Genomic DNA, 25744 nt, shown 5'->3' with positions numbered 1-25744 from the left:
GCGTTTATTTTTTCTTAGCTCTTGGATGGGCGTTATCGTATACCTTAGCTAAGTGCGCGAAATCTAAGTGAGTGTAAACCTGGGTGGTGCTCAGGTTGGCGTGGCCGAGCAGTTCCTGCACGGCGCGTAAATCCTGGCTGGATTCGAGCATATGGCTGGCGAACGAGTGGCGCAGCATATGCGGGTGTACGTGCTGGTTTAAACCCTGTTGTTTGGCCCATAACTGCACCCGTTCGCGCACATGGCGTGTGCTGATGCGTTTATGTTGTTTGCTGATAAACAGGGCGTTGGCATCCTCTTCCGGCAGCTTTGCAGTAAAAGCCGGCCGCTGCTTTAACCATTCCTGCAGTGCCTGCAGCGCTATTTTCCCTACCGGCACTATGCGCTGCTTACTGCCCTTACCGGTTACGCGCAGCAATTGTTGTTGCCAGTCGATATCGCGCAGATCGGCATTAACCAGCTCTTCTAAGCGCAAACCGGACGAGTAAAACAGCTCCAGCATGGCTTTATCGCGACAGGCGAGGATATCGTCTTTGCTGTCAAAACTGAGCAGGTGGTTCAGCTGATCAACATTAAGGTTTTTTGGCAGGCTGCGCGCCGCCTTGGGTACTGATAAATACAGCGCTGGGTTATCCGTGCGTTGGCCCTGCGCCTGCAAATAGCGGTAAAAGCTGCGCAGCGCCGCCACTTTTAACGCTATGGTGCGCGGTTTGGCACCACTGCGGCGTAAGCCGATAATATGCTGCTTTAGCTGAGCTTCACTGACATTAAGCCAGTGGCTGACGTTATCCGTAATACTTAACGCCAACTGTTGCAGCTGGCGCTGATAGCTATCCAGGGTTTTGCTACTATAGCCACGTTCAAACTGCAGGTAGTGCAAAAAAGCCTGCAGTGGCTGTTGCCACTGCGGTGTCAGCGTATTGTCAGGCGGCGTCATAAGCCGGTAGCAGCTGGGCCAGAATGATCGCCAGATGGCCGATAAACAATTTGTCCATTGCCGGTTGAAAGTGGTCATCCAGCTCGCTGCCAAAAGCCAGCAGCGCCAGTGGCTGGCTGGCACTTTGAACTAATAACAGTGCAACAGAGTGAATATGGCTGGCAAACAGGCTTTGTTGCTCTTCTTTGTTCAGCCGACCCAGATAAACTCCGTCGGCATTTAAACGGCGCGACAGCAGTAACTGATACTGAGCCGCAGTTTGCTCGTCGGTTAAACGGATCAACCGGCATTCACTGACGTGTGGCATGGCAGCAGTAAATTGCTGCAAACTCTGTTCAGCGTCGGCCAGGCTTTTGGCTTGATATAAACCCGCTTGTAACTGATTAAACGCCAAAAAAATCAGCTCGTTGTGTCGTGCAACCGACATTAACCGGGTAATGTCGTCTTCCAATGCCTGAATTTTACCGCGTTGCAGCTCCAGCTGACGTTCTACCAGCGATACACTGCCGCGCTGTTGGTGCGGCAAGCGCAGGTTTGCCAGCAACTGCGGGTACTGTTGGAAAAATTCCGGGTGGTCCTGCAAATAGTCGTACACCACTTGGGCGGCCAACAGGTCTTTATCCTTACTCAGGCTATCATTCATAGCAATATTTGTCCGTCGTATACATGTTCTGCCGGGCCGGTCATTTTTAACGGTTGGCCCGGGCCGTTCCAGCGAATATGCAGGCTGCCGCCGGGTAAATCTACCCGCACCTGCTGTTGTAATTTCTTTTGCAACTGGCCTACCACCACAGCAGCGCAAGCGCCAGTGCCGCAGGCTTGTGTTTCGCCAGCACCTCGCTCCCATACCCGTAATTTAATATGACCAGGGTTTAACACCTGCATAAAGCCGATATTAGCGCGCTCGGGGAAGCGTTCGTGTTGTTCAAACAGCGGGCCTTGTAACTGTACCGGCGCGCTGTCGAGCTCGTCTACTTCTACCACCGCATGCGGGTTGCCCATCGACACGACACCGCACAGTATAGTATGTTCTTCGGCACGCAGTATGTAGGTAAGTTCTTGTTTTTGCGCCTTAAACGGCACCCGTGCCGGGTCCAGCTGAGGCACCCCCATATTCACCGTGACCTGGCCGTCGGTTTCAACGTACAGGGTAATTTTACCGGATTTTGTGCTAACCCCAATTTTATGTTTGTTGGTTAAGCCGCGGGCGCGGACAAACTTGGCAAAGCAGCGTGCACCATTACCGCATTGCTCAACTTCAGAGCCATCGGCATTAAAAATACGGTAATGAAAATCCAACTCGGGATCATAGGGTGGCTCTACCATCAACAGTTGATCAAAGCCGATACCGGTATAGCGGTTGGCCAACGCTTTGATTTGCTCTTTGGTTAAGAACACATTTTGGCTTACCGCATCGACCAACATAAAGTCGTTGCCCAGGCCATGCATTTTGGAAAAATGTAACAACATCAGCGCCCTTAATTATTCGGTGACAACCTGTTCACCACGCCATAAATCCTGCCACTGCTCACGTTGGCGGATTAAATGTGCTTTATCGCCATCTACCAATATTTCGGCAGCGCGCGGGCGGCTGTTGTAGTTTGAACTCATGGTAAAACCATAGGCACCGGCTGAGCGCACCGCCAGCAAATCGCCCTGGGCGATGGCCAGCTCGCGGTCTTTACCAAGAAAATCGCCCGTTTCACATACCGGGCCAACAATGTCATATACGGCAGGGCTGGCGCTGCTGCTAATATCCACCGGCACTATAGCTTGCCAGGCGCTGTAAAGGGCCGGGCGAATTAAGTCGTTCATGGCGGCATCAACAATAGCGAAGTTTTTCTCCTGGCCGGGTTTTAAAAACTCTACTTTGGTTAGCAGAACGCCGGCATTGGCCATAATGGCGCGGCCGGGCTCCATAATTAGCTCCAGCTGCGGGTAACTTTGTAACCGCTGCACTACTTTACTGATGTAATCGGCCGGCGAGGGTGGTGTTTCTTTATCATAAGTAACGCCAAGGCCACCGCCGATATCAATATGGCTCAGTTTGATGCCATCTGTGGCCAGTTCGTCAATCAGCTTGAGCAGTTTTTCCAATGCCTCTAAAAAAGGCTGGGTTTCGGTTAATTGCGAGCCGATATGGCAATCTACACCTACCACATCCAGGTGGCTGTAGCTGGCCGCCAGCCGGTAAATATCGCGCGCCTGCAAAATATCAATACCAAACTTGTTCGCTTTTAAGCCGGTAGAAATATAAGGATGGGTTTTAGCATCGATATCCGGATTTACCCGAATAGACACCGGGGCTTTTTTATCCATGCTGCTAGCGACTTGCTGTAAACGCTCCAGCTCGGCAATCGACTCGACATTAAAGCATTTAATGCCCAACTGCAGCGCAAAGCGCATATCGTCGGCGGTTTTAGCCACGCCGGAAAATACGACCTTTTTCGCATCGCCGCCCGCGGCAATAACCCGGCGCAACTCTCCGCCGGATACAATGTCAAAGCCACTGCCCAGTTTGGCCAGCAGGTTTAAAATGGCCAGATTGCTGTTAGCTTTTACCGCATAGCACACCAAGCTGTGCGGATGTGCTGCAGCGGCATCGGCAAAGGCAGTATAATGACGGACAATGGTAGCGCGTGAATAAACATAGCAAGGCGTGCCAAATTGGCCGGCAATGTCGCTAAGCGGTTGTTGTTCTGCAAACAGATGGTTGTGCTGATAATTAAAATGGTCCACGTTGTTCATCCGGTTGTTGGGTTGGATTAGCGTTGTTTTGCTGTGGTTCTGCCACTTCCGGTGCCGGTTGTGGTAAGGTGAGCGGGCCTTTTTGACCACACGCACTTAGTAAGCTGCACAGCAAAATGACAGCGGCGACAGTTAACAGCGGACCTTTGGTTGTAAAAGCGTGCATGATGTTATTTTTTTATGGTGGTTGCGGTCTATAATCGCATCCTTAGCGATAAAAGCAAACAGGTGAAGCAGATGAATGACCTGGAATATGAAGAATTAACCGACAGCGTGATGTTGGCGGTAGAACTGGCTGTTGAAAATGCCGATGCCGACCTGGATTATGAGTCTCACGGCAGCTTACTCAGTATCAGCTTTGCCGATGGCAGCAAGATTATTCTCAATAAGCAGCCGCCGCTGCAGCAATTGTGGCTGGCAACTAAATTTAACGGCCACCATTTTGAGTTGCGCGGCGACAAATGGATAGATAACCGCAGTGGCGCTGAGTTTTGGCAATTGCTGAACGATGCCGCTGCCAAGCAGGCGGGCAAACCGCTTAATCTGGCGCCTTAGGCGCCGCTGTTTTTGGGATCTGTAATGGCGTTACTTCCTTTTGTTGATGTTAAGGCACAGGGCGAACCCCGTGCGGCAGTGGTGTGGTTGCACGGCCTTGGCGATTCTGGCCACGGTTTTGCCCCTATCGTACCTGAGCTGCGCTTGCCGGCAGACGCCGGTGTGCGGTTTTTATTTCCGCATGCCCCCGAGCGGCCGGTAACGGTAAATGGCGGCATGCGGATGCGCGCCTGGTACGATATTAAAACCATGGATTTAAGCAACCGTGCTGATGAAGACGGGGTGCGTGAGTCTGCAGCGGCAGTGCAACAGTTGCTGGATAAGCTGATTAGCGATGGCATCAGCAGCGAACGCATTATTCTGGCCGGTTTCAGTCAGGGTGGTGTGATAGCGCTGCATTTACTGCCGCGCTTACCGTATAAGCTGGCCGGCGTAATGGCGTTGTCTACCTACATGTGCGCGCCGGACAAACTGAAAGACGAAAGCAACACGTGTAACAAAGCGACGCCGGTGTTGGTAGCGCACGGCAGTCAGGACCCGGTGGTACCGATGGCGGCCGGTCAGCAGGCGTTTCATACACTGAAAAATGCCGGTTTTAACGTTAGCTGGCATGACTACCGCATGCAGCACAGTGTTTGCGCGCAGGAAGTGGCTGACATCAGCAGCTTTATCCAACGGCGTTTACTGACTCAGGTAACCAACTAAAATGAACTTAATCCGTATTGCAACGCGCAAAAGTGCGCTGGCGCTGTGGCAGGCTGAGTACGTAAAAGCTGAACTGCTGCGCCATCATCCGCAGCTGAACGTTGAGCTGGTACCCATGTCGACCCAGGGTGACAAAATTCTTGATACTCCGCTGGCTAAAATTGGTGGCAAAGGCCTGTTCGTGAAAGAGCTGGAACAAGCCATGTTGGACGGCCGCGCCGATATCGCCGTACACAGTATGAAAGATGTGCCGGTGGAGTTTCCGCCAGGCTTAATGCTGCATACCATTTGCCCGCGGGAAAATCCGCAGGATGCCTTTGTCTCGAATCAGTTTAAATCTTTAGCTGAACTGCCGCAGGGCGCGGTAGTGGGCACCTCCAGCCTACGCCGGCAATGCCAGTTAAAAGCGTTGCGGCCGGATCTTACCGTGCGTGATTTACGCGGTAACGTGAATACGCGGCTGGCCAGGTTAGATAACGGCGAATACGCCGCTATTATTCTCGCGGCTGCCGGTCTTATCCGCTTGGGCTTTGAAGCGCGTATTGCCAGCCTGTTGCCGGTAGCGCTGAGCTTGCCTGCCAACGGCCAGGGTGCAGTAGGTATTGAATGTCGTAGTGATGATATCGCGGTACAGCAATTGCTGGCACCGCTGGAGCATGCGCTTACCCGCAGCTGCGTGCTGGCCGAGCGGGCGATGAACCGTAAATTGCAGGGCGGCTGTCAGGTACCTATTGGCGCCTATGCCGAAATCAGCGGTGACAGCCTGTGGCTGCGCGGTTTAGTTGGCGCGGTCGATGGCAGTGAAATTATCCGCCATGAATTGCGTGGCCCGGTTGCCGAGGCAGAACAGTTAGGCACTGCGCTGGCAGAGCATTTATTGGCACAGGGTGCAGGCCGGATTTTACAGGCGGTATATCAGGCGGCGCCATGACAGAGCAAACGGCGCACAGCATCCCGTTTTTAATTACCCGGCCGGCCGGTAAGGCAGATAATTTACTGGCGGCTTTGGATGAAATCGGTGCTGGCTATTTATACCAGCCGCTGATCACCACGGCGCAGGTTAATATCACACCCTATGATATTCAACAGCTGCAGCAGGCGGATGCTGTTATTTTTGTCAGTGTAAGCGCTGTTATTAGTTTGCAAAATCAGCTGGAAGCAGCCTTGCTACAGGCACCGTTATTTGCCGTAGGGCAAACTACAGCTATGGCGCTGCAGCGCTGGCTTGGCCGCGAGGTTAGCGTACCGGACGATCAACGTAGTGAAGGCCTGTTGTTGTTGCCACAGCTGCAGCAATTAGCTGGAAAGAACATTGTTGTGGTACGCGGTAATGCCGGCCGCGAGCTGATTAAGCAGGGTTTAGTTGCCCGTGGCGCAGCAGTGCGCTATGTGCAAAGTTATAAAAGAGTGGCCTTGCCGCTGGACGGCGAGCTACTGTGCCAGCAGTGGCAGCTGGCGGGTATTCGTTGTATTGTGGCTACCAGCAATGAAATTTTACAGCAGCTGTTTACGCTTGTGCCCAAAGAGCATCACCATTGGCTGACGCAGCGTGACTTTATTCTGGTTAGCCCGCGGATGCGTGACAGTGCCCTGGCTCTGGGTATTGCAGAGCAACATATTATACTGGCAGATAATGCCAATGACTGGGCGCTGCTAAGCGCTATCAGCCAGCTGAAGAGGGAATATCAATGAGTGACACCTTAGAGCGCGCAAATGATGTTGAAGCGCCGCTGGAGCAACTAAAACAGCAGATGAATGCCGAGCAACCGGTACAGCGCAGTAGCGGTAGTTTTAGTGGCGGGTTAAGTTTATTGTTAGTGGTGGCGTTGGGTTCCTCCCTGGCCGCTGGCGGCTATTACTGGGCCTGGCCACAGTGGCAGCAAGTGCAACAACAAGTGCAGGCACTGCAGCAACAGCAGCAACAAGTGTCTGAACAAAATCAGCAGCTGCAGGATGCAAATCGTCAGTTGCAGCAAAATTTACAAAACACTCAACAACAGCAGCTAAGCCAATTACAACAAAACTTAACACAACAACAGCAACAGCAGGCTGCACAAGTGTCCGCGCAGTTACAGGCTGTACGGCAACTGGTGCAGACGCGTGACAGTGCGCCACCGCGACATTGGCTGCTGGCCGAAGTAGAGCATCAGCTAAAACTGGCTGCGCAAAAAGTTTGGTTACAACAGGACATCGCCACGGCTATCGCCTTACTGCACAGTGCTGATGAAAAGCTGGCCAGCCTGGATGATGCTTCATTGCTGCCGGTGCGCCAGGCAATAGCCGTTGATTTACGTCAATTGCAGGCAGTGGTAACGCCCGATGTCAGTAAACTGCATGTACAGTTACAGCAACTGCGCCAACAGACCATGTTGCTGCCATTAAAGCAGCAGACAGCGCAGGCAGCCGTTGTGGCACCAGAGGCTACACTGCAAAACTGGCGGGCGACACTGGCCTATCATTGGCATAGTACCTGGCAGGGGCTGCTAAACCCCAGAGACGCGATGCCGGAAGATTATTTTGAGCTAACCAGCACGCAACAGCTGATGCTGCGTATAGCGATGCAGCAACAATTGCAATTAGCACAACTGGCGGTGATGCAACAACAGCCGCAGGTGTATGTGGCGGCATTGCAACATAGCAGCGATCAGCTACAGCGTTATTTCAGTGCCAATGACAACGCGGTACAGCAGTTTAGTACGCAACTAACCGAACTGGCCCGCGTGGATATTACGCCGCCTGTGCTTAGCGCTCTTAGCAGCCCGGCGCAATTACAACAGTATATCCAACAGCTGGCGGGAGAAGGCTTATGATGCGGCTTCTGCTGCTGGTACTGGCCCTGGCTGCAGCAATGTGGCTTGGTCCGCTGCTTATTAATAACGCCGGTTATGTCAAAGTAATAGTGGCGGGCAAGGTATTTGAAACTACTCTGCTGGGGCTGGCATTACTTGGTATCGCGGCAATGTTTATGCTGTGGCTAGCCAGTTGGTTGTTACGAAAACTGTTTCGTTTGCAGCATGTGTCGTTTAACTTTCTACGCTGGCGCCGTGAACGTAAAGCACAGCAGGCCTTTGAGCTTGGGCTTGAGGCCTACGCCAAGCAGCAGTGGCAACTAGCCAGTCAGCATTTGCAACAAGCTTGTGCCGATGAATTTATGGCAACGCAAAAACATCTGATAGCGGCCTATGCAGCATTTTACGCGGGTGATGTTAGCGCGGCTAACCAGCATGCACAGCAACTACAACAAAGCGATAGCGGTCTGTTTTTGCAAGCCGATTTATTGTTGCAACAAGGCCAGGCTGGCCAGGCTTGCGTGTTACTGGCCGAGCGGGTGCAAGCCGGTATTGATGATAAAGGTTTGGGGCAGTTGTATTTGCATGCATTGCAACAAGCCGGGCAATGGCAGCAGTTATTGCAACTGGTGCCTGTAGCGTTAAAACAACAATGGTTTGATAAAAGCAATTGGGCGCAGCAACGTTTTAATATATATCCGGCCGCGATAAGTCAGCTTAGCCAACAGCAGCGTTTTGATGAAACTGCAGATTACTGGCAGGCTTTACCATCTAAAGAGCGTAAGTCTACCGCTGCCAACATTGGCCGGGCCTGGGCGCTGGCGCAAAGTGGCCAGACAGACGCGGCCGAAAAGCTGTTGTTAAGTCAGCTGCAACTGGCTGAGTTAGCGCAAACGCTACCTTTCTTACGCCAGATCCCGTTAGGGCGCAGTGTACTTAAACTAAGAAAACAGGTTCAGGGCTGGCTGCATGAGCAGCCAACCAATGGTTATTTGTATGCGTTACTAGCTTATATGGCCGCTGAAGAAGGCGAAACGGAACAAGCGGCACTGGCGTGGCAAAAAGCCCGGCAATACGAGCCGTCGTTAAAAGCCTGATGTCAGATCCGCTAACTGGCCTGGCGCCTGTTGCCGGCGCTAATGCCAGGGTATTAATTCTTGGCAGTATGCCCGGCGCAGTCTCGTTGGCGCAGCAGCAATACTATGCCCACCCGCGTAATACTTTGTGGCCGATTATGGCGCAGTTGCTCGGCTTTACGCTGGCATTACCTTATGCAGACAGAGTGCAGGCCTTGCAAGCAAGTGGTGTGGCATTGTGGGACGTGATTAGCAGTTGCCGGCGAGCCGGCAGCCTGGACAGCGCGATTCGTGATGAACAGGTAAATGACTTCGCCGCTTTCTTCGCCGCCCAACCTCAGCTGTTGGCTATCGGCTTTAACGGTGCCAAAGCCCTGCAAAGTTTTAAGCGCCACGTATTGCCGCTCGGCATAGTCCCGCCGCAGCTGCAACTACTTAGCTTACCCTCTACCAGCCCGGCGCACGCCGCGCTTAGTTTTAACGAAAAACTGCAACAATGGCAACAACTTAGCGCTTATTTACGCTAATGTCTGCTTGGTTTTTTTCGGGACGTGTTGGTTTTTTTTACATGAGACCGGTTATTTTCTTGACAGAAGCGGCGCTGCAAACAATATTGATTGGTAATTGAACTGTCATGTGACTGTGTTATGCCAACATTTGTCTGCAGCGCTGGAAACTATCAGCAGTGGGTCGCCCGGCCTGCAAACCTGCACGACTGTTCAACAGACTATCACCTGTCAGAGTGGTTCGACGAGTAGCCATTTCCCCTTCAGCTAATACCCAAATTTTTTGCCCGGCCTTGTGCTGAGCAAAATGCTGTGGCCGTTTGGCCTTTTTCCTAAAACATTACAATAAGCAGGAAGTTAAAAATGAAAGCACTAAGTCTGTTAGGCGTAGTTGCGCTTTTGCTATGTGGCAATGCGCAGGCCTGTTTGCAACAAGAAAGCGAAAATAACAACAGCGAAGGCGCGGCGGATGGCCCGCTATGCAGCGGCGTGGCGGTACAGGCAGCAATAGGCAGCCGTACCGATCAGGACTGGTATGCCTTTGATACTACCTCAACCGGTGATATCAGCGTCAGTTTAAGCCATGGCAATAATGCTGATTTTGATTGGTTCCTCTATCGCGCCAGTGGCAGCTATATTGCCTCAGGCCAAAGCAGCGCCAACCCGGAAACCGGTAGCTATGTTGCGTCACCGGCCGGGCCACATTTTATTAAGGTAACCCGTTACAGTGGCACCGGCAATTATCAACTGACGGTAAACTTCGCTGGCGGTAGCGGTGGTGGCACCGATCCGGAACCCGATCCAGAGCCAGAAAACTGTAACTATGGCCCACGGCCAGCTAAGCCGGGCGGTTTGTCGGCAACCCTGCTTGGCAGCGCCAGCGATGTTTGCGTCAGCCTGAGTAGCCCGGCGGTGCTGTTAATGGGCGGCGGCGCAGATGTTGATGCCGCTTTTGCTAACCGCATTGCGCCGCATATTCAGGGCGGCAATATCGTAGTACTGCGTGCGTCCGGCACCGCAGCCTACAACGACTACCTGCAAGGGCTTACCAACGCGGCTTCGGTAGAAACCTTAATTGTAAACACCCGCACTAAGGCCAACAGTGACTATGTCGACTGGGCCATTCGCAGTGCCGAGTTTGTGTTTATTGCCGGCGGCGACCAATCTGATTATCTGAACCAGTGGCAGGGCACTAAAGTACAGGATGCATTAATGCATGTTTATAACAAAGGCGGTGCGGTAGGCGGCACTTCTGCCGGTAATCATGTACTGGGCCAGTTTATTTACGACCCGGATGGTGTACTGGGTGCGATTAGTTCAGAAGCTGTAACCGATTTTTGCCATCAAACAATCAATATCAGCAATAACTTCCTTAGCATCCCGCTGCTAAGTGGCATTATTACCGACACCCACTTTAAACAGCGTGACCGCATGGGCCGTTCGGCTGTGTTTCAGGCCAAACTGGGTAGCACTGGACGCGTAGTAGCCGTGTCAGAGGCGACATCGTTGTTTGTAACTGCAGACGGTAATGGTGTGGTAGATGGTAGCCACGAAGTGTATGTGCTGCGCGCCGACAGCCAAACCCAGTACCAGCAAACCAGCTGTGGCCAGCCGGTTATTATTAACAACCTGCTGCGCTATAAACTGCTGCCTGACCAAAGCTACAACCTGTTGAACAACAGCACGGCGGTAAATCCGACCAGGCTGAGTATCGATGGCCGCAGCGGTAATTTCTATAGCCCGACCAATCCGTACTAAGCTTAAACGCTATCGCAGCTAAGTTACTGCGATAGCGGAATTTATTGCTGTCCCGCTGGTCTGATGCTGACTAAATCACAGCAACAGCAGGGACGGCAATTTTTTGTCTGATATTCGCGGCGCGTTAAATTCATTTAGCCAAACATATGGCCGGCCGGCTTTACTGGCATTACTGCTGCATGCCGTGCTGCTGGCGGCGTTGCTGCAAACTGAATTTGCGCCGTTGGCCAAACCGCCGCTTACTGAGCCGGCAGTATCTGAGCCAATAGTGTCGTATTTATACCAACCACCAAAGCCAGCATCGGCCGAAACACAGCCACCCGTCACAGAAAACACCGTAGCGCCTGAAGTGGTTCAGTCTACACCCGCGAATACCGTACCGCCTGCCGTAGCTGTAGAGCAAAGGCCGGCTAGCCAGCAGCAAAGTGCTGCAGCGCCCTTGCCTGACAGCGCAGACAAACGTAGTGCTGAACACACTGCAACCGCACCGCGACAGAGCCTGGCCCAACGGGCATTTAACCGCGCAGCAACCGTCGACCCTGTTGCGATTGAACAAGCCGCAGCGGCCAATTACCAGCAGTTGTTAAAGGCGCAGCAACAGCCGAAATTGACGGTAGAAAAGCGCCATCAAGAGCTAAGCAATGATCCGGCGCAGCAGGTTGTAGCGCAATTGGGTGATGGTATACAGCTTATCCGTATTAAGGGCGGTTGCCGCATCGCTGATCCAACTAAAGATGGTTTTGAAGCTTTAATGGCCGCCAACCCAATAGTGCCGTGCGGTGATGAAGAAAAGACCAGCGACCTGCTAAAACAGGCGCTGGAAAAACACAGTAAGCGCTAATCAGGCCTCAGCAATATGCTGCTCTAAGCGGGCTTTTAGCTCGCCTTCAATGGTCACCGCTTTGCCGGTTTTCTGATCCAGACAAACAAAGGTTACCTGGGCATCGGCGGCAACAGCATCTTTGCCGGCAATACGCACTTCCTGGGTGACCACCGCACTTTTGCCGCCGACTTTGCTAAAGCGGGTAAACACTTCCAGTGTATCGCCCATCGTCGCAGCTACCCGGTAGTTAATATTAATATTCACAATCACCCATGCCAGATTGTGCTTGGCAAACCAGTCAATATCGCCGCTGTCTTCCAGATAACCCCAGCGCGCTTCTTCGAGAAACTCCAGATAACGGGCATTGTTCACATGCTGATAAATATCTAAATGATAACCGCGTACTTTAATTAGGGTTTTGTGTGTCATGCTCGGGCTCTGTGCTTAATTCAGGTGCAATGATTGTGGCATAGTTTAACTGGCCAAACCAGAATAGACTTAATGCATTTTTGTAGCGTTATTTAATTAATATTTTACATTTGTGTCTTTGTTGGTTACGGTAATGCCATTGTTACGACAGGAGGCTGAAGATGAAACTAAGCAAAAGACTAGGGTGGGTCATTTTATTGTTTGCCAGCGGTGCGTCGCAGGCAGATATGTTGGCCGGTTTAAAAGCTTATGAGCAAAAGAAATACGAGGAAGCACAGCAGCATTTTGCCGGGCTATTGCCGCTGGGTAATGAACTTGCCGCATACAATTTAGGCGCTATGGCCTATCAGGGTGAGGGGCAACCGCAGGACCTCGTCAGCGCGATTGCCTATTTCGGTCTGGCGGCAGATCAGGGATATAGCCAAGCTGATGTCATTTTGCAGCAAATCAGCCCGCAGGCCACAGCAGAACAGCTACAGCAAGCAGCGCAATACCTGGTTGAGTTAAAACAGCAACGTGTAATAAACCTGCCGGTTACAGATTACGTTGCAAATGAGCCACGGCCAGATCCAATAAAAAAAGTGCATCCGGTATACCCGAAAGAAGCGGCGTTTAAAGGCGTATTTGGTTACTCGGCGATGCGTTTTATTATCGACAAAGATGGCAATGTCGCCACTATTGACATCTTGGATGAATACCCATCACGGGTGTTTAGCAGGGTGTCGCGACGGGCGTTGTCTCGCTGGAAATTTCCGGCAAGTGACCAGCAGCAACTTGGTTATGTTAGTCTGGAGTACTTGATTAGTGATTCGCCATCTGTCGGGCCGGATAACAGTTGTAGCAAAGTAGAACCACAGATTAAACAACACCAACTATGGCAGCATGCGGTGAATGGTTCGCCGGAGCACCAGTTGGTGCTGGGAACATTACTCGAGTTGTGTCGTCTGCAAAGCCGGGCTCGCTTCCGGCTGGATCATTCAGCGGCATTAACACAGACAATGCCTGATTTAAGTATTTTTACGCCGCAACAGCCGCCAAAAATCAGCACTAAAGCTTTTTACGGTAAGGCGCTGGTAAAGGTAGATGACAGTGGCACAGTGCAGCAGGAATTTGATGTTGAGTTGCTACCGGGTAAGGCCGTTAGCTCATTAATTGGTGCGCGGCTGTCAGGTGGCGATGCTGCAAATCTATATCAGGTAAAAGGTACAGATGAAGATGGCAGTAATCTTGTGACGGTGATGCCGGTGCATACCATCGAGCCAGGCCTGAGCGGACGTTATTGGTGGCAGCAAGCGGCCCGTAATGGTAACCATCAAGCACAGCGCATAATGGCAGGCTATGATTTGCAATGGGAGCAGTATCTGGTGTTGCAGCAAGATCCGCAAACGATGGCCTGGGCTGGAGTTCGTTTGATGACCGAAGGCAAGCGTGAACAAGGTATGGCGTTGTTGGAGCAGGCGATAGCGAAAAACTATGCACCGGCAAAAGAGATGAAACAGCAGTTTATGTAGTTGCAATGTACCGTAACTAAAAAAACGCCCATTCAGGGCGTTTTTAGTTTTAAATATAAGCAAAGGCATCGGCGAACATATGTTCGCGGTGTGCGCCTTGTTCGATAAAGGCAGTCCGCACTACGCCAGCCATAGCAAAGGGGCCGGCTACGTAGATATCGTATGCCTCCAGCGAGACAAAGTCTTCCAGCACAGCTTCATGCACCATGCCACTGCGCCCCTGCCAGCTATCATCTGGCTGTTGTACTACCGGAATAAAACGGTATTTGCTGTTTTGTGCTGCCCACTGCTGCATTACGGCACTGTGGTATAGCGCGGCTTGTTCGCGCACCCCCCAGTACACAAATACCGGCCGGTCTACGTTAGCGGCGGCAATGCTTTGCGCAATACTATACACATACGAAAAACCGGTACCGCCGGCCAGCAAAATTAGCGGCCGCTCGCTGTCGGCGCGCCATTGTGCCTTGCCTAAACCCACCTCGGCTTGCACTGGCTGTTGTAATTGGTGTTGTTGTAACAGGTGCGCTAAAGCCTGGCTGGCATATTGGTCGGCTACACTGCCACCGATATGCAGCTCAAGCTGGCGCTGGCCCGGCATACTGGCAATAGAAAACGGCCGTTTATCGCTGTCACTCAGGCATAACTGCAAATACTGGCCACTGCTAAAACTTACCGGTTGCGCCGGCGTTAACAGCACGCGGTTTACTGTTGGGGTAAGGGCTTCAATTAAATCTACGGTACAGGAAATAGTTGTCATAATGCTCTTCGCAATAACCTTAGTGCTTAGCTTCGGATAAAAGGATGGTGTAACACCAAATCAGTACTGGGGTAGGCTAAACAACAGTAGGTAAACTGCTGTTGTTTGTCCAGTTCGGTTAATGGTTGCGGTTCGTTGTAACGCACCTCGCCACTTTTTAGTTTGCAAACACAACTGGTGCATACGCCCTGGCGGCAACGGTTGGGGAAATCAATACCATTGCGTAGCGCTGCTGCCAGTATCGTTTCGCCTTCCTGCACGGCAAAGCTCAGTTGCGCAGGGGCTATGGTCACCAGATAGCTCACAGTTTGGTATCCTTGGCTGGCAGCGGTATGCCAAGGCTATCCCAGATAGCGTCGACCCGCTGTTTAACCGCGCCGTCCATCACTATAGGTTCGCCCCATTCGCGCGTGGTTTCGCCAGGCCACTTGTTAGTGGCGTCCATACCCATTTTGGAGCCTAAACCGGATACCGGCGAAGCAAAATCCAGATAATCTATTGGCGTACTCTCAATTAAAGTGGTGTCGCGCGCCGGGTCCATTCGGGTGGTAATGGCCCAAATTACGTCCTGCCAGTCACGGGCGTTAATGTCGTCATCGCAAACAATAACAAATTTAGTGTACATAAACTGGCGTAAAAATGACCACACGCCCATCATCACCCGCTTGGCGTGTCCCGGGTACTGCTTTTTCATGGTAACTACTGCTAGTCGGTACGAGCAGCCTTCCGGTGGCAGGTAAAAGTCGGTAATTTCCGGAAATTGTTTTTGCAGTATCGGCACAAACACTTCATTTAATGCTACGCCAAGTATCGCCGGTTCATCTGGCGGCCTGCCGGTATAGGTACTGTGATAAATCGGATCTTTACGCATGGTGATGTGAGTGACAGTAAACACCGGAAAGTTGTCTACCTCGTTATAGTAACCGGTGTGGTCGCCATAGGGGCCTTCTGGTGCCATTTCGCCCGGCGCAATATAACCTTCCAGCACAATTTCGGCACTGGCAGGTACTTGTAAATCATTGCTGATGCATTTCACTACTTCGGTATTATCACCACGTAACAAGCCGGCAAAACCATATTCAGATAAGGTATCAGGCACCGGCGTTACCGCGCCTAAAATAGTAGCAGGGTCGGCACCTAAAGCGACAGATGCCGGGTAGTTTTGCCCCGGATTTGCTTTTTGAAACTCATAAAAATCCAGCGCGCCGCCGCGGTGTGACAGCCAGCGCATAATTAGCTTGTTTTTACCAAGCAGTTGCTGGCGGTAAATGCCGAGGTTTTGCCGCTCTTTGTGCGGCCCTTTGGTGACCGTTAAGCCCCAGGTAATCAGCGGGGCGGCATCGCCGGGCCAGCAAGTCATAATGGGTAGCTGCGTTAAATCGACATCATCGCCACTGAGCACTATATCCTGACAGGGTGCCTTTTTAACCTGCTTTGGTGACATGTTCAGCACTTGTTTAAACAAAGGCAATTTACTGAAAGCGTCTTTTAAACCCTTTGGTGGCTCTGGCTCTTTTAAAAAAGCCAGCAGCTTACCTACCTCACGCAGCGCGCTTACGTCTTCCCGGCCCATGCCCAAAGCAACCCGTTGTGGCGTGCCAAACAAGTTAGCCAATACCGGCATGCTGTGGCCTTTTACGTTTTCAAACAATAACGCCGGGCCAGCGGCACGCAAAGTGCGGTCGGCTATTTCGGTTATCTCTAACACCGGGTCTACTTCAGCGGTAACCCGCACCAGCTCGCCGCGCTGTTCCAGCTGGGCAATAAAATCGCGTAAGTCTTTATATTTCATGGTGGCCTGTTAGCAGCAAAAGGGCATAAATACGGCATTAATGCCACTTCGATCAGAATAACGCCATTATACAGCTCTGTTGCGCGCTGACCAGTTTTGCCAATACGCAGTTACGTCAGCAGGATAATGAAGCGCTTAATTACATTTATCGCAACCACGCAGAATAACGCCCAATTCGTTGGGGTTAATATCGGCAGCAATAACATGAAATATCTGTAGCAATAAGCTCGCAGAAAATATGCCCTTACTTAATTTAGAGCGCAAGTTAGCGGGACTTTGCTGTATACCCATTTCGGCCAGCATGTTGCTTAGCTCGGTGTACTTAATGCCACGTTTTTGCAACTCAGCCTTTACCAGGCGTGAGGCGACACAATTCCAAGGTGATAATTTGTTGCTCATAGTGCACACCTGAATAACATTGACCACATTTAAAATACATGGTACACATTTGCATATCAAGGTGTAGGTTTACTACGGAGAGTTCTGCCGATGAGATTGTTAAGCGTAATGTTAATGACGCTGTGGTGTGCGCCGCTATTTGCGGTGGATTATATTCAACCTAAACCTTTACAGGAAGTGGTGAAAACGCCGGTAGCTGCAGTTAAGCCAGGCCAGCAACAGTTACCTATTATCAGTTGGGGCGCTGATATGGCAACCATCTACGCCAACGGCAATAGCCAAAAAACCACGCCGCAATCTTTGTTTGGCGCTGCCGGACTGGATTTCACTCTGGCGCGTGAAGATGTTTTTGCCGCGCAACTGTCGAACTACCTTAGCGGCCAAACCCCGTACCTGCGCGGCACTATGGGTATGCTGAACATGGCCGCAGATGTGTTAAACAAAGACAGCCGAACCAAGCCGGTGGTTATTTTTAAACTGTCAGATTCTGCCGGTGGTGACGCCCTGGTGGTAAAAGACAGTATTCGTACCGTGTCTGATTTGAAAGGCAAGACCATAGTGCTGCAGGCTTATGGGCCGCACGTCGATTACCTGACGCGTATTTTGCAAGATGCCGGTATGTCGCTAAAAGATGTTAACCTGCGCTGGGTGGCAGATTTAACCGGTAGTGATAACTCGCCGGCGGCTGCGTTGCGCACTAAAGACATCGATGCGGCCTTTGTTATAACTCCTGATGCGTTGGCATTAACCTCAAACGGTGCCGTTGGTACCGGTTCAGAAGATTCCGTAAAAGGTGCGCGCATTTTGCTGTCGACCAAAACGGCTAATAAGGTCATCGTTGATGTGTATGCGGTACGCAGTGATTACTTGCAGCAGCAGCCGGACAAAGTACAGGCTTTTGTCAGCAGCTTATTAAAAGCGCAGGAACAGGTTGCTACGCTGGTTAGCCAGCGCAATCAACAAAAGCAGGATTATAACAGCTTGCTGCGCGCATCAGCCCGCTTGTTGCTGGACGCCGAAACAGCAACGGCAGACGCTGAAGGCTTGTATCAGGATGCGGCGCTGGCGCTATTTAACGGCAATAAAGCGTTTTTCTCCAGCAGCACCGACTTGCGCCGTTTCGCGGTGATTGCCGAAGAATCACTGGCAGGGGTAAAAGCTTTACAGATGGCCAGCGGTGCTGCGCCGCTAACCGCTAAGAGTTGGAACTATGAGCTGCTGCGTAGCGGTATTGGTGCAGTGAAAGTCGTTGAGGCAGCGCGCTTTGATGAAAATGCGGCCGCCGCCGTGGTGTCACGCAAACAACAGCAAGGTTCGCTGGCCGATGGTGAATTGTATTCGTTTGAAGTGTATTTTGCGCCCAACCAAAATGCCTTTAGTGCGGAGCTGTATAAAGAAGCCTTTGATAAAGTGCTTAATCTGGCGTCTACCTATGGTGGCGCGCTGATCACGGTAGAGGGCCATACCGACCCTATGGGCTATTTACGGCAAAAAAAGGCCGATGAGAATGCGTTAGTACTGGGCAGAGTGAAACAGTCGGCGAAAAATTTAAGTTTCAGCCGGGCGCAAAGTGTACGCAGTGAAATTATTAGCTATGCCAATAGTCGTGGCTTAGCACTTGATGCCAGTCAGTTTGTTACGGTGGGCCATGGTATTGCACTGCCGAAAACCGGTATTTGTGGTGATGATCCCTGTGCGCCAAAAACTGAGCAGGAATGGCGTTCTAATATGCGTGTGGTATTTCGCATCATTCAGGTAGAAGCCGAAGCCGACGTGTTTAAACCTCTTTAGAGCAGGATGCCAATGAGAACTTTATTAATTTTATCTGCTTTATGTCTTGCTGGTTGTGGCCCGGTTAGCGTCCCGACGGTTGACCACGCCAGTGCCGACAGGCCGGCGTTGCAAAGTTACGCTTTAGATTCCACCCGTTATGACTGGCCGCAGGCCAGCCAGAGCCAGACCTTGGCAGACAATGTGTTGGCTCAAAATTATTATCTGGTGTTTGATGGTTCCGGCTCTATGTCAGAGCGTAACTGTGCCTCATCGCAGGAAAAAATTGTGGTGGCAAAGTCGGCGGTAAGTAAATTTATCAGCAGCATTCCGCCAACGGCTAACGTTGGTCTGTATGTGTTTGACCACTACGGCGCGCAGGAGCGTGTGGCATTAGGACAAAACAGAAGCCAGCTGCTGCAGTCGGTGAAGCGGGTGCTGGCCAATGGTGGTACGCCGTTGCGTTCAGCCGCTGAGGCTGGCTATAAAGCCCTGACCGAGCAAGCAAAAAAGCAACTGGGTTATGGTGAATACCATCTGGTTATCGTGACCGATGGTGAAGCCAGCAGCAATGAAGATCCGGCGTCAGTTGTGCGGCAAATCCTGCGCGATTCACCGGTGCAAATTCATACCATAGGCTTTTGTATCGGCGAAGGCCATAGCTTAAATATTCCCGGACAAACCTATTATGCCGCTGCTGGCAGCCCGGAAGAACTAGACGCCGGCCTGGCGCAAGTGCTGGCGGAGGCCGATGATTATAGCCTGCTTGATTACCATAGAACGGACAACGAATGAACCATGCCCGCTCTGCTGTGGTTTTGTTTGTGCTAGGCGCCATTGCGATAGGTGGTTACTACCTGTTTAAAGAACAACACCTGGAAAATGCCTTTAAAGCCAGCTCGGACGCATCCGGTGCCAAAGACCGCATTCGCATTGCAGTTGACTCCTGGGTGGGCTATTACCCGTTGTGCTCGGCCGAGCTGAAAAAGCGCCTGCGCGAACTGGGCTATGCCCTGGAGTGCGTTGACGATGGCGCCGATTATCCGGGCCGAATGAAGCAGTTGCAGCAAGGTGATATTGATTTCGCCGTAGCAACGGTAGACAGCTATGTAGTGGCTGGCGAGGCTGTGCGCTACCCCGGGGTGATTGTCAGTGTGATAGACGAGTCTAAAGGTGGTGATGCCATTATTGCCCGGAAGGCACGTTTTGCCTCGCTGGACGATTTAAAAACCGGCAATATCAAAGTGGCGCTAACGCCATCTTCGCCCAGTGAATTTCTGGCTAAGTCGCTGGCGGTGCATTTTGACTTACCGCCGCTGGCCCGGTCGCAGCCTTGGTTGGTAGCAACCGAAGGTTCTGCTCAGGCGTTACAAGCATTGCAACAGGGTAAAGTGGATGCTGCCGTATTATGGGAGCCGGATGTTAGTCGCGCGCTGCAAGACTCAGCATTTCACCGCCTGATAGGTACAGAGCAAACTGAGCGCATGGTGGTTGATGTGTTAGTGGCACAGCGTGAACTGGTGGCGAAAAAGCCTGAGCTGGTGACGGTGTTTTTACAACAGTATTTTCGTGTATTAAAGCGTTACCGGGATGAGCCACAATTGTTGCAACAGGAGCTGATGCAACATACCGGCTTAGCCGAAACAGACGTGGCAACAATGGTAAAAGGCGTGGCCTGGGCTTCATTGACCGACAATGCCTTAATCTGGATGGCGCACGACGCTAAGGTACCGTCGAAAGAAGCCGCGATCAGCAGCATTGAGTCGGTGATCTCGGTACTGACCGACTACGGCGACCTTAACCGCAACCCATTACCGGACGCAGATCCTTACCGGTTATTGAACAGCAGTTTTGTGCATCAGCTGTATCAGCAAAGCAGCAGCGGCTTTACCAGCGCGGCCGATACGCTGCCTCAGGCGCACCAGAGCTATGCGGCTTTAACTGACGCCCAGTGGCAGAATATGCGCGAAGTGGGCACGTTAAAGCTGCGGGCGATTAACTTTTCTTCCGGTAGTGATGTGCTGTCACTGGATGACAAAACGCGGCTGGATGATATTGCCGCCACCTTATCGCATTATCCGCATTTTTATATTGATATCCGTGGCCATTCCGGCGTGCGCGGTGACCCGGCAGCCAACCGGCAGTTATCACAGGACAGGGCCGATGCAGTGGCCCGCTATCTGGAACTGACGCATAATTTTTCCGGCAACCGCATGCGGACGCTGGGCATGGGTGGAAAGCAGCCGTTAGTGCGCCAACCCGGCGAAACTGAGCGCAGTTATTTTTATCGCCTGCCGCGGGTTGAACTGATTTTCTTAACCGAGCAGCTGTAACGATGGCGGCAAAAGATTTGTTTCAGCCCGGCCAGATCAAAAAGGCTGTCGCCAGGAAAGCGGCCATTAGCCCTTTTGTGCTGTATCCGGCCGTGCTCAGTGGTTTAGGTGCGGTAACAGGGGCACTATTTGGTTTTGGCGGCCTGGCGCTGGGGGCAGTGGGTTTGGGCGCAGTGACAGCGGTAACGGCCTTTGCCACCGAATTTGGCTGGCGCCGTGATGAGCACGCCAAGCAGATTTTAATGCAGGCGACGCGGCAGATGGAACAACGCCGCCAGCAGGTGATTGCCAGTATTAAGCAGGAGTTGACCGGCCTGGATTTGCCTTTAGCAGCCGAGCAGGTTGACACTTTTAATTTAAAATTCAGTACCTTTGTTGCCGTGCTCAGTGACAGATTTTCGGTAACCGAGCTGACTTATGCCCGCTACCTCGGTGTGGCAGAGCAGGTGTATTTAAGCGGGCTGGATAATATCCGTAACGCTATGATTGCGCAAAAAGCGCTGGGTGCTGTCAATGTTGCCAGATTGCAGCAGCGCCTGGCTGATCTGGCTGCTGATGCGCCGGAGCGGTTGGCGCTACAAAGCCGCTTAGACGGTTTTAATAACACCAGTGCGCAGATCAGCGAACTGTTGCTACTAAACGAAAAAGCGTTAACCCAACTGGATGATGTCACACAACGTTTAGCCAGAACTAAAGTAGAGCGGGGCATGGCCGATTCCGACACAGAGTCGGCCATTGCCGAGTTGCACCGGCAGGGGCTGCGCCTGGCAGAGTACGCCAGCCAATAAGGATTAATGGAGACTGATATGAGCACAACAGGTGTAAGTGAGCATCAGCATGACGCGCTGCAAGCCGTGTCGGCTGACATGCTAAAGATGGAAACCGATACCTCAGCACTGCAAGCGGTACCTGCTGACATTGTGCAGGCGGCCGATGACGTGGTGGCGCAATTGTTTGCAGTGGATGTCGACAATGAGACGGCTAAACAGCAGGCGGTGCAATCGGTAGAAACCATGGGCCTGAAGCTGCAGCAGGAGGCCTCGCGCCGGTCTGAAATTTTAAAACAGCCGATAGCGACGCTGGCGCGCAATAGCGAAGATGGCGGCCCGGTGGCCAAGTCATTGCTGGACCTGCGCGATACGGTAGAAGACCTGGACCCGAACCAGTATGATTTCTCGATGTCCGGCATGCGGCGCCTGCTGGCGCTGATCCCCGGCGTGGGCACGGCACTACGGCGCTACTTTTCCAAGTTTCAGTCTGCCAGTGGCGTGATAGATAATATTATTACTGCGCTGGATAAAGGCGCCGAGCAACTGAAGCGTGACAACATTACCCTGGCCGATGATCAGAAGTTTTTGCAACAGCTGACTAAGAAGCTGGCGCAAGCTGTGGTATTGGGCCAGCAAATCGATTTGAAACTCAGTGCCCGGCTTAACGAGTTGTTAAAAGATGATCCGCGTTATGCCTTTATTGAGCAGGAGCTGCTGTTCCCGCTGCGCCAGCGCATTATGGACTTACAACAACAGCAAGCGGTGGCGCAACAAGCCGTGCTAACCGTCGAAGTGATTATCCGTAATAACAAAGAGTTAATTCGTGGTGTGCAGCGTGCATTAAACGTTACTGTTACCGCGCTACAAACGGCTGTGACATTGGCGTTAGCGCTTGAAAATCAGCGTATTACGCTGGCAAAAGTGACTGCGGTTAATGAGACAACAAACAAATTAATCGCAGGCACTGCCAGCAAGTTACGCACTCAGGGTGTGGCTATTCATAAGCAAGCTGCCGCAACCCAACTGGATATCGCTGTGCTGCGTACCGCCTTTGCAGATATTGCCGCCGCTCTGGATGACATTCAGCAGTTTCGTCGTGCTGCCCTGCCACAAATGCAGCAAAATATTGCAGAAATGGATCAGGCTAATCAGGCCAATGCCGAACGTATTGAGTCACTGTTAAAAGGCCGTGACTCGCAGGCGAAACTGGGGCTGGGCAGTCAGATTGATCAGTTATTTGATCTGGATAACAAAGTGGACCACACATTGAATAGCAAGGAGTAACACCGAATGACACTTTTCCGTACCGCTTTACTTGGCGCAGCGCTGCTGGCCAGTTGCAGCGCTTTGGCTGCTGACAAATTTAAGATGGCCTGGTCACACTATACCGGCTGGGAGCCGTGGGCCTATGCGGAGGAATCCGGCATTTTAAAAAAATGGGCCGACAAATACGGTATCGAGATAGAGCTAACACTGGTAAATGACTATATCGAGTCTATTAACCTGTACACCGCCGGTCAGTTTGATGCCTGCACCATGACCAATATGGATGCGTTAACGATTCCGGCCGCTGGTGGTATTGATTCTACAGCCCTGATTATTGGTGATTACTCGGCCGGTAACGACGGTATTGTGATGCGTAACGCCAAATCTGTTGCCGATTTAAAAGGCAAAGACGTGTTGCTGGTTGAACTATCCGTGTCACACTATTTACTGGCACGGGCTTTAGAAATGCACGGCATGAGCGAGCGCGATATCCGCGTGGTAAATACCTCAGATGCCGATATTGCCTCTGCTTTTGTGGCACAAAAAGATGTAGCAGTAGTTACCTGGAACCCGCCGCTGCAACAAGTCCGTCAGGTTAAAAATGCCAATTTAGTGTTTGATTCGGCCAAAATACCGGCGGAAATCCTTGATTTAACCCTGGTAAAAACCGCGGCTGATGAGCGCTTTAAAAAAGCCTTAACCGGTGCCTGGTACGAGACAATGGCCATGATGAATGGTGGCGGCAAAGCGCAAAAAGACGCGATCAGTGCCATGGCCCGCTCTGCCGGCTCTACCGTTGCTGAATTCAATGCCCAGCTACAAACCACGCAGATGTTCTATCAGCCGGCCGATGCGGTTGCAGTGGCCAATAACAGTAAGCTGGTTGACACCATGGACAGCGTGCGGCAGTTTAGCTTTGCCAAGGGTCTGTTTGGTGCTGGCGCAAAAACAGTTGACCATGTTGGCATCAGTTTCGCTAACGGTAAGGTGTTAGGTAACGGCAACAACGTCAAACTGCGCTTTGATGCAAGCTACATGGAGATGGCGCGTGACGGCAAACTATAAGCCGGTAAAGCCTGCCCGTTTGTTTGGTGTGCATGCCACACCAGGCAGCTGGCACAAGCTGTTGCTGGGTCTGCTACCGTTTTTACTGATCATAGCGGTATATGCTTATGCGTCACATCTGCGTCTGGCAGAAAACCCGGATGATAAACTGTTGCCGGGGTTTAGTCAGATGGTAGAAGCCATGCAGCCGTTAGTGTTAGAGCCCAGCCCACGTAATGGCCAGTATGTGTTTTGGGCTGATACCTTGTCCAGCCTAACCCGGCTGGCGCTGGGGGCTGGCCTGGCGTTTATCTGTGCGCTGTGGCTGGGGCTAAATATGGGCGCCTTTCGCGGCTTAGAGGCGGCGGCTAGTCCTTTTATTACCTTTATCTCGATGATCCCGCCGCTGGCGCTGTTGCCAATGCTGTTTATTACGCTGGGTGTGGATGAGGTGGGCAAGGTAGCACTGATTTTTATCGGTACCTTTCCACTGATGACGCGCGATGTGTTTATTGCTACCAAAGCCATTCCGCGCGAACAGTTGGTGAAAACGCTGACCTTAGGCGGCAGCCAACTGGCGTATCTGTACCGTATCGCCTTGCCGCAGATTATGCCGCGGGCATTGGATACCTTCCGCTTGAGTCTGGGCGCGGCCTGGCTGTTCTTAATTGCCGCCGAGGCCATTGCCTCTACTGATGGCCTGGGTTATCGCATCTTTTTGGTCCGGCGTTATCTGGCAATGGATATTATTATTCCCTACGTTGCCTGGATCACCCTGCTTGGCTTTTTGCTGGATTGGGCACTGCGGATGTTATCGCGACGCTTGTATCCCTGGTATGCCGGAGTAAACAGTAAGTGAATCAACAAATTAAGCTTAGTATCGAAGATGTCTATAAGTCGTACGGCGACAAGCTGGTATTAGATAACATAGATTTAAAAGTTGCTGCCGGTGAGTTATGTACCCTGGTTGGTCCCAGTGGCTGTGGCAAAAGTACCTTGTTACGCTTGCTATTGGGGCAGGAATTTGCTGATGCCGGCAATATTATTATTGATGGCGCACCGGCACGTCATCCGGATCCGCATCGCGGTATTGTGTACCAGAAGTACTCGTTATTTCCGCATATGACGGTGTTTGATAACGTAATGGCCGGTACACGGTTAAGCAAACAAGCCTGGTATTTGCCGTGGCGGCGCGACGAGGCCGAGGAAGCTATGGCAGTGAGTATGCTGGAGCGCTTACGCTTAATGGATGCCATGCATAAATTTCCGCATGAGCTATCCGGTGGCATGCAACAGCGGGTGGCTATTGCCCAGGCATTGATGAGCAAGCCGCCGGTATTGCTGATGGATGAGCCCTTCGGTGCGCTTGACCCGGATACCCGTGAGCAAATGCAGATCTATCTGATGGAGTTGCATGAAGAACATAAACTGACCATTTTCTTTGTTACTCATGATCTGGATGAAGCCTGTTATATCGGTACCCGCCTGCTGGTGCTATCGCAGTATTACACTGATGATCGCGGTGACGCGCCCTCAGTCAGCCGTGGTGCAAAAATTGTCGGCGATTACCGGCTGTCGCGCGAAGCCTTGCCCACCACCGAAAAAGCCAGCGCGCAGTTTAAAGCCTTTGTAGAGCAGGTTCGTGCCAATGGTTTTAGCCCGAATAACCGCAGCCATGTACGCGATTTCAACTTAAAACATCCACACTCGTTTCAAACGCTGACCTGGCAAGAAAGCCAGCCTTAAGCTCAGCCAGCACAGCCGCATAGCAGGTAA

At 51.9% G+C, this 25744-nt stretch carries 28 protein-coding genes; 18 read left to right on the top strand and 10 right to left on the bottom strand.

Features of this window, described 5'->3' with window-relative positions; genetic code table 11:
* Positions 1 to 4: 4 nt before the first annotated feature.
* Genes xerC through lptM form a run of 5 tightly spaced genes read right to left on the bottom strand, consistent with a single transcriptional unit; the run spans position 5 to position 3851 of the window.
* Positions 5 to 937, bottom strand: coding sequence for a tyrosine recombinase XerC (xerC, locus tag ACYVIC_RS15085; RefSeq protein ID WP_460861282.1), 933 nt, complete (start codon positions 935 to 937; stop codon positions 5 to 7).
* The gene (locus ACYVIC_RS15080; RefSeq protein ID WP_460861280.1) at positions 924 to 1580 is read right to left on the bottom strand and encodes a DUF484 family protein; all 657 of its coding nucleotides are present in this window, start codon (positions 1578 to 1580) and stop codon (positions 924 to 926) included. Before ACYVIC_RS15080 ends, xerC begins: the two co-directional genes overlap by 14 nt.
* A complete protein-coding gene (gene dapF / locus ACYVIC_RS15075; RefSeq protein ID WP_460861279.1) occupies positions 1577 to 2407 on the bottom strand; it encodes a diaminopimelate epimerase in 831 nt (276 codons plus the stop codon). The genes ACYVIC_RS15080 and dapF overlap by 4 nt, the downstream gene beginning before the upstream one ends.
* Before the next feature lie 12 nt (positions 2408 to 2419).
* Positions 2420 to 3676, bottom strand: a complete 1257-nt coding sequence (gene lysA / locus ACYVIC_RS15070) for a diaminopimelate decarboxylase (RefSeq protein WP_460861277.1) — start codon at positions 3674 to 3676, stop codon at positions 2420 to 2422.
* Complete coding sequence (gene lptM, locus ACYVIC_RS15065) at positions 3663 to 3851, bottom strand: LPS translocon maturation chaperone LptM (RefSeq protein ID WP_460861275.1); 189 nt, start codon at positions 3849 to 3851, stop codon at positions 3663 to 3665. Before lptM ends, lysA begins: the two co-directional genes overlap by 14 nt.
* A gap of 71 nt (positions 3852 to 3922) precedes the next feature.
* On the opposite strand from lptM, the gene cyaY reads away from it, so the two are divergent.
* The 9 genes from cyaY (at position 3923) to ACYVIC_RS15020 (ending at position 11915) form a co-directional block, all read left to right on the top strand.
* Complete coding sequence (gene cyaY, locus ACYVIC_RS15060; RefSeq protein WP_460861274.1) at positions 3923 to 4240, top strand: iron donor protein CyaY; 318 nt, start codon at positions 3923 to 3925, stop codon at positions 4238 to 4240.
* A gap of 24 nt (positions 4241 to 4264) precedes the next feature.
* Positions 4265 to 4945, top strand: a complete 681-nt coding sequence (locus tag ACYVIC_RS15055; RefSeq protein ID WP_460861272.1) for an alpha/beta hydrolase — start codon at positions 4265 to 4267, stop codon at positions 4943 to 4945.
* A 1-nt stretch (position 4946) separates the two neighbouring features.
* Complete coding sequence (gene hemC / locus ACYVIC_RS15050) at positions 4947 to 5876, top strand: hydroxymethylbilane synthase (RefSeq protein ID WP_460861270.1); 930 nt, start codon at positions 4947 to 4949, stop codon at positions 5874 to 5876.
* Complete coding sequence (locus tag ACYVIC_RS15045; protein ID WP_460861269.1) at positions 5873 to 6637, top strand: uroporphyrinogen-III synthase; 765 nt, start codon at positions 5873 to 5875, stop codon at positions 6635 to 6637. Before hemC ends, ACYVIC_RS15045 begins: the two co-directional genes overlap by 4 nt.
* Positions 6634 to 7755: a uroporphyrinogen-III C-methyltransferase gene (locus ACYVIC_RS15040; RefSeq protein ID WP_460861267.1), complete on the top strand. Its 1122-nt coding sequence runs from the start codon at positions 6634 to 6636 to the stop codon at positions 7753 to 7755. The genes ACYVIC_RS15045 and ACYVIC_RS15040 overlap by 4 nt, the downstream gene beginning before the upstream one ends.
* Complete coding sequence (locus tag ACYVIC_RS15035; protein WP_460861266.1) at positions 7752 to 8831, top strand: heme biosynthesis HemY N-terminal domain-containing protein; 1080 nt, start codon at positions 7752 to 7754, stop codon at positions 8829 to 8831. Before ACYVIC_RS15040 ends, ACYVIC_RS15035 begins: the two co-directional genes overlap by 4 nt.
* A complete protein-coding gene (locus ACYVIC_RS15030; protein ID WP_460861265.1) occupies positions 8789 to 9337 on the top strand; it encodes a DNA-deoxyinosine glycosylase in 549 nt (182 codons plus the stop codon). Before ACYVIC_RS15035 ends, ACYVIC_RS15030 begins: the two co-directional genes overlap by 43 nt.
* A 342-nt stretch (positions 9338 to 9679) precedes the next feature.
* Positions 9680 to 11074 carry a cyanophycinase gene (locus ACYVIC_RS15025; RefSeq protein ID WP_460861263.1) on the top strand — a complete coding sequence of 465 codons (1395 nt, stop codon included), beginning with the start codon at positions 9680 to 9682 and terminating at the stop codon, positions 11072 to 11074.
* 103 nt (positions 11075 to 11177) lie between these two features.
* Positions 11178 to 11915, top strand: a complete 738-nt coding sequence (locus tag ACYVIC_RS15020; protein WP_460861262.1) for a hypothetical protein — start codon at positions 11178 to 11180, stop codon at positions 11913 to 11915.
* Here the strand turns inward: ACYVIC_RS15020 and ACYVIC_RS15015 are convergent, their stop codons facing one another.
* Positions 11916 to 12326, bottom strand: a complete 411-nt coding sequence (locus ACYVIC_RS15015) for an acyl-CoA thioesterase (RefSeq protein ID WP_460861260.1) — start codon at positions 12324 to 12326, stop codon at positions 11916 to 11918.
* A gap of 161 nt (positions 12327 to 12487) precedes the next feature.
* On the opposite strand from ACYVIC_RS15015, the gene ACYVIC_RS15010 reads away from it, so the two are divergent.
* Positions 12488 to 13837 carry an energy transducer TonB gene (locus tag ACYVIC_RS15010; protein ID WP_460861259.1) on the top strand — a complete coding sequence of 450 codons (1350 nt, stop codon included), beginning with the start codon at positions 12488 to 12490 and terminating at the stop codon, positions 13835 to 13837.
* Positions 13838 to 13886: 49 nt separating this feature from the next.
* Here the strand turns inward: ACYVIC_RS15010 and fre are convergent, their stop codons facing one another.
* The 4 genes from fre to ACYVIC_RS14990 all read right to left on the bottom strand — a co-directional run bounded on the left by fre (position 13887) and on the right by ACYVIC_RS14990 (position 16785).
* Complete coding sequence (gene fre / locus ACYVIC_RS15005; RefSeq protein WP_460861257.1) at positions 13887 to 14594, bottom strand: NAD(P)H-flavin reductase; 708 nt, start codon at positions 14592 to 14594, stop codon at positions 13887 to 13889.
* A gap of 26 nt (positions 14595 to 14620) precedes the next feature.
* On the bottom strand, positions 14621 to 14899 hold the full coding sequence (locus ACYVIC_RS15000) for a 2Fe-2S iron-sulfur cluster-binding protein (protein ID WP_460861255.1): 279 nt from the start codon (positions 14897 to 14899) through the stop codon (positions 14621 to 14623).
* Complete coding sequence (ubiD, locus tag ACYVIC_RS14995) at positions 14896 to 16386, bottom strand: 4-hydroxy-3-polyprenylbenzoate decarboxylase (protein ID WP_460861253.1); 1491 nt, start codon at positions 16384 to 16386, stop codon at positions 14896 to 14898. Before ubiD ends, ACYVIC_RS15000 begins: the two co-directional genes overlap by 4 nt.
* A gap of 135 nt (positions 16387 to 16521) precedes the next feature.
* Complete coding sequence (locus ACYVIC_RS14990) at positions 16522 to 16785, bottom strand: DUF6471 domain-containing protein (protein ID WP_460861252.1); 264 nt, start codon at positions 16783 to 16785, stop codon at positions 16522 to 16524.
* A 90-nt stretch (positions 16786 to 16875) separates the two neighbouring features.
* Between ACYVIC_RS14990 and ACYVIC_RS14985 the strand changes: the two genes are divergently transcribed.
* Genes ACYVIC_RS14985 through ACYVIC_RS14950 form a run of 8 tightly spaced genes read left to right on the top strand, consistent with a single transcriptional unit; the run spans position 16876 to position 25714 of the window.
* A complete protein-coding gene (locus ACYVIC_RS14985; protein WP_460861248.1) occupies positions 16876 to 18576 on the top strand; it encodes an ABC transporter substrate-binding protein in 1701 nt (566 codons plus the stop codon).
* Positions 18577 to 18588: 12 nt separating this feature from the next.
* Positions 18589 to 19350 carry a vWA domain-containing protein gene (locus ACYVIC_RS14980; protein ID WP_460861246.1) on the top strand — a complete coding sequence of 254 codons (762 nt, stop codon included), beginning with the start codon at positions 18589 to 18591 and terminating at the stop codon, positions 19348 to 19350.
* Positions 19347 to 20888: a phosphate ABC transporter substrate-binding/OmpA family protein gene (locus tag ACYVIC_RS14975; RefSeq protein WP_460861244.1), complete on the top strand. Its 1542-nt coding sequence runs from the start codon at positions 19347 to 19349 to the stop codon at positions 20886 to 20888. Before ACYVIC_RS14980 ends, ACYVIC_RS14975 begins: the two co-directional genes overlap by 4 nt.
* Positions 20889 to 20890: 2 nt before the next feature.
* The gene (locus tag ACYVIC_RS14970; RefSeq protein ID WP_460861242.1) at positions 20891 to 21676 is read left to right on the top strand and encodes a hypothetical protein; all 786 of its coding nucleotides are present in this window, start codon (positions 20891 to 20893) and stop codon (positions 21674 to 21676) included.
* Positions 21677 to 21694: 18 nt separating this feature from the next.
* Positions 21695 to 22942, top strand: a complete 1248-nt coding sequence (locus tag ACYVIC_RS14965) for a toxic anion resistance protein (RefSeq protein WP_460861240.1) — start codon at positions 21695 to 21697, stop codon at positions 22940 to 22942.
* A 6-nt stretch (positions 22943 to 22948) separates the two neighbouring features.
* Positions 22949 to 23989, top strand: a complete 1041-nt coding sequence (locus ACYVIC_RS14960) for a putative urea ABC transporter substrate-binding protein (protein WP_460861238.1) — start codon at positions 22949 to 22951, stop codon at positions 23987 to 23989.
* Positions 23973 to 24827: an ABC transporter permease gene (locus tag ACYVIC_RS14955; protein WP_460861237.1), complete on the top strand. Its 855-nt coding sequence runs from the start codon at positions 23973 to 23975 to the stop codon at positions 24825 to 24827. Before ACYVIC_RS14960 ends, ACYVIC_RS14955 begins: the two co-directional genes overlap by 17 nt.
* Positions 24824 to 25714: an ABC transporter ATP-binding protein gene (locus tag ACYVIC_RS14950; RefSeq protein ID WP_460861235.1), complete on the top strand. Its 891-nt coding sequence runs from the start codon at positions 24824 to 24826 to the stop codon at positions 25712 to 25714. The genes ACYVIC_RS14955 and ACYVIC_RS14950 overlap by 4 nt, the downstream gene beginning before the upstream one ends.
* Positions 25715 to 25744: the final 30 nt, after the last annotated feature.

Source organism: Rheinheimera gaetbuli (genome assembly GCF_054781935.1).
Note: the sequence above shows the minus strand (reverse complement) of the source record. Positions and strands in the feature narration are given on the sequence as shown.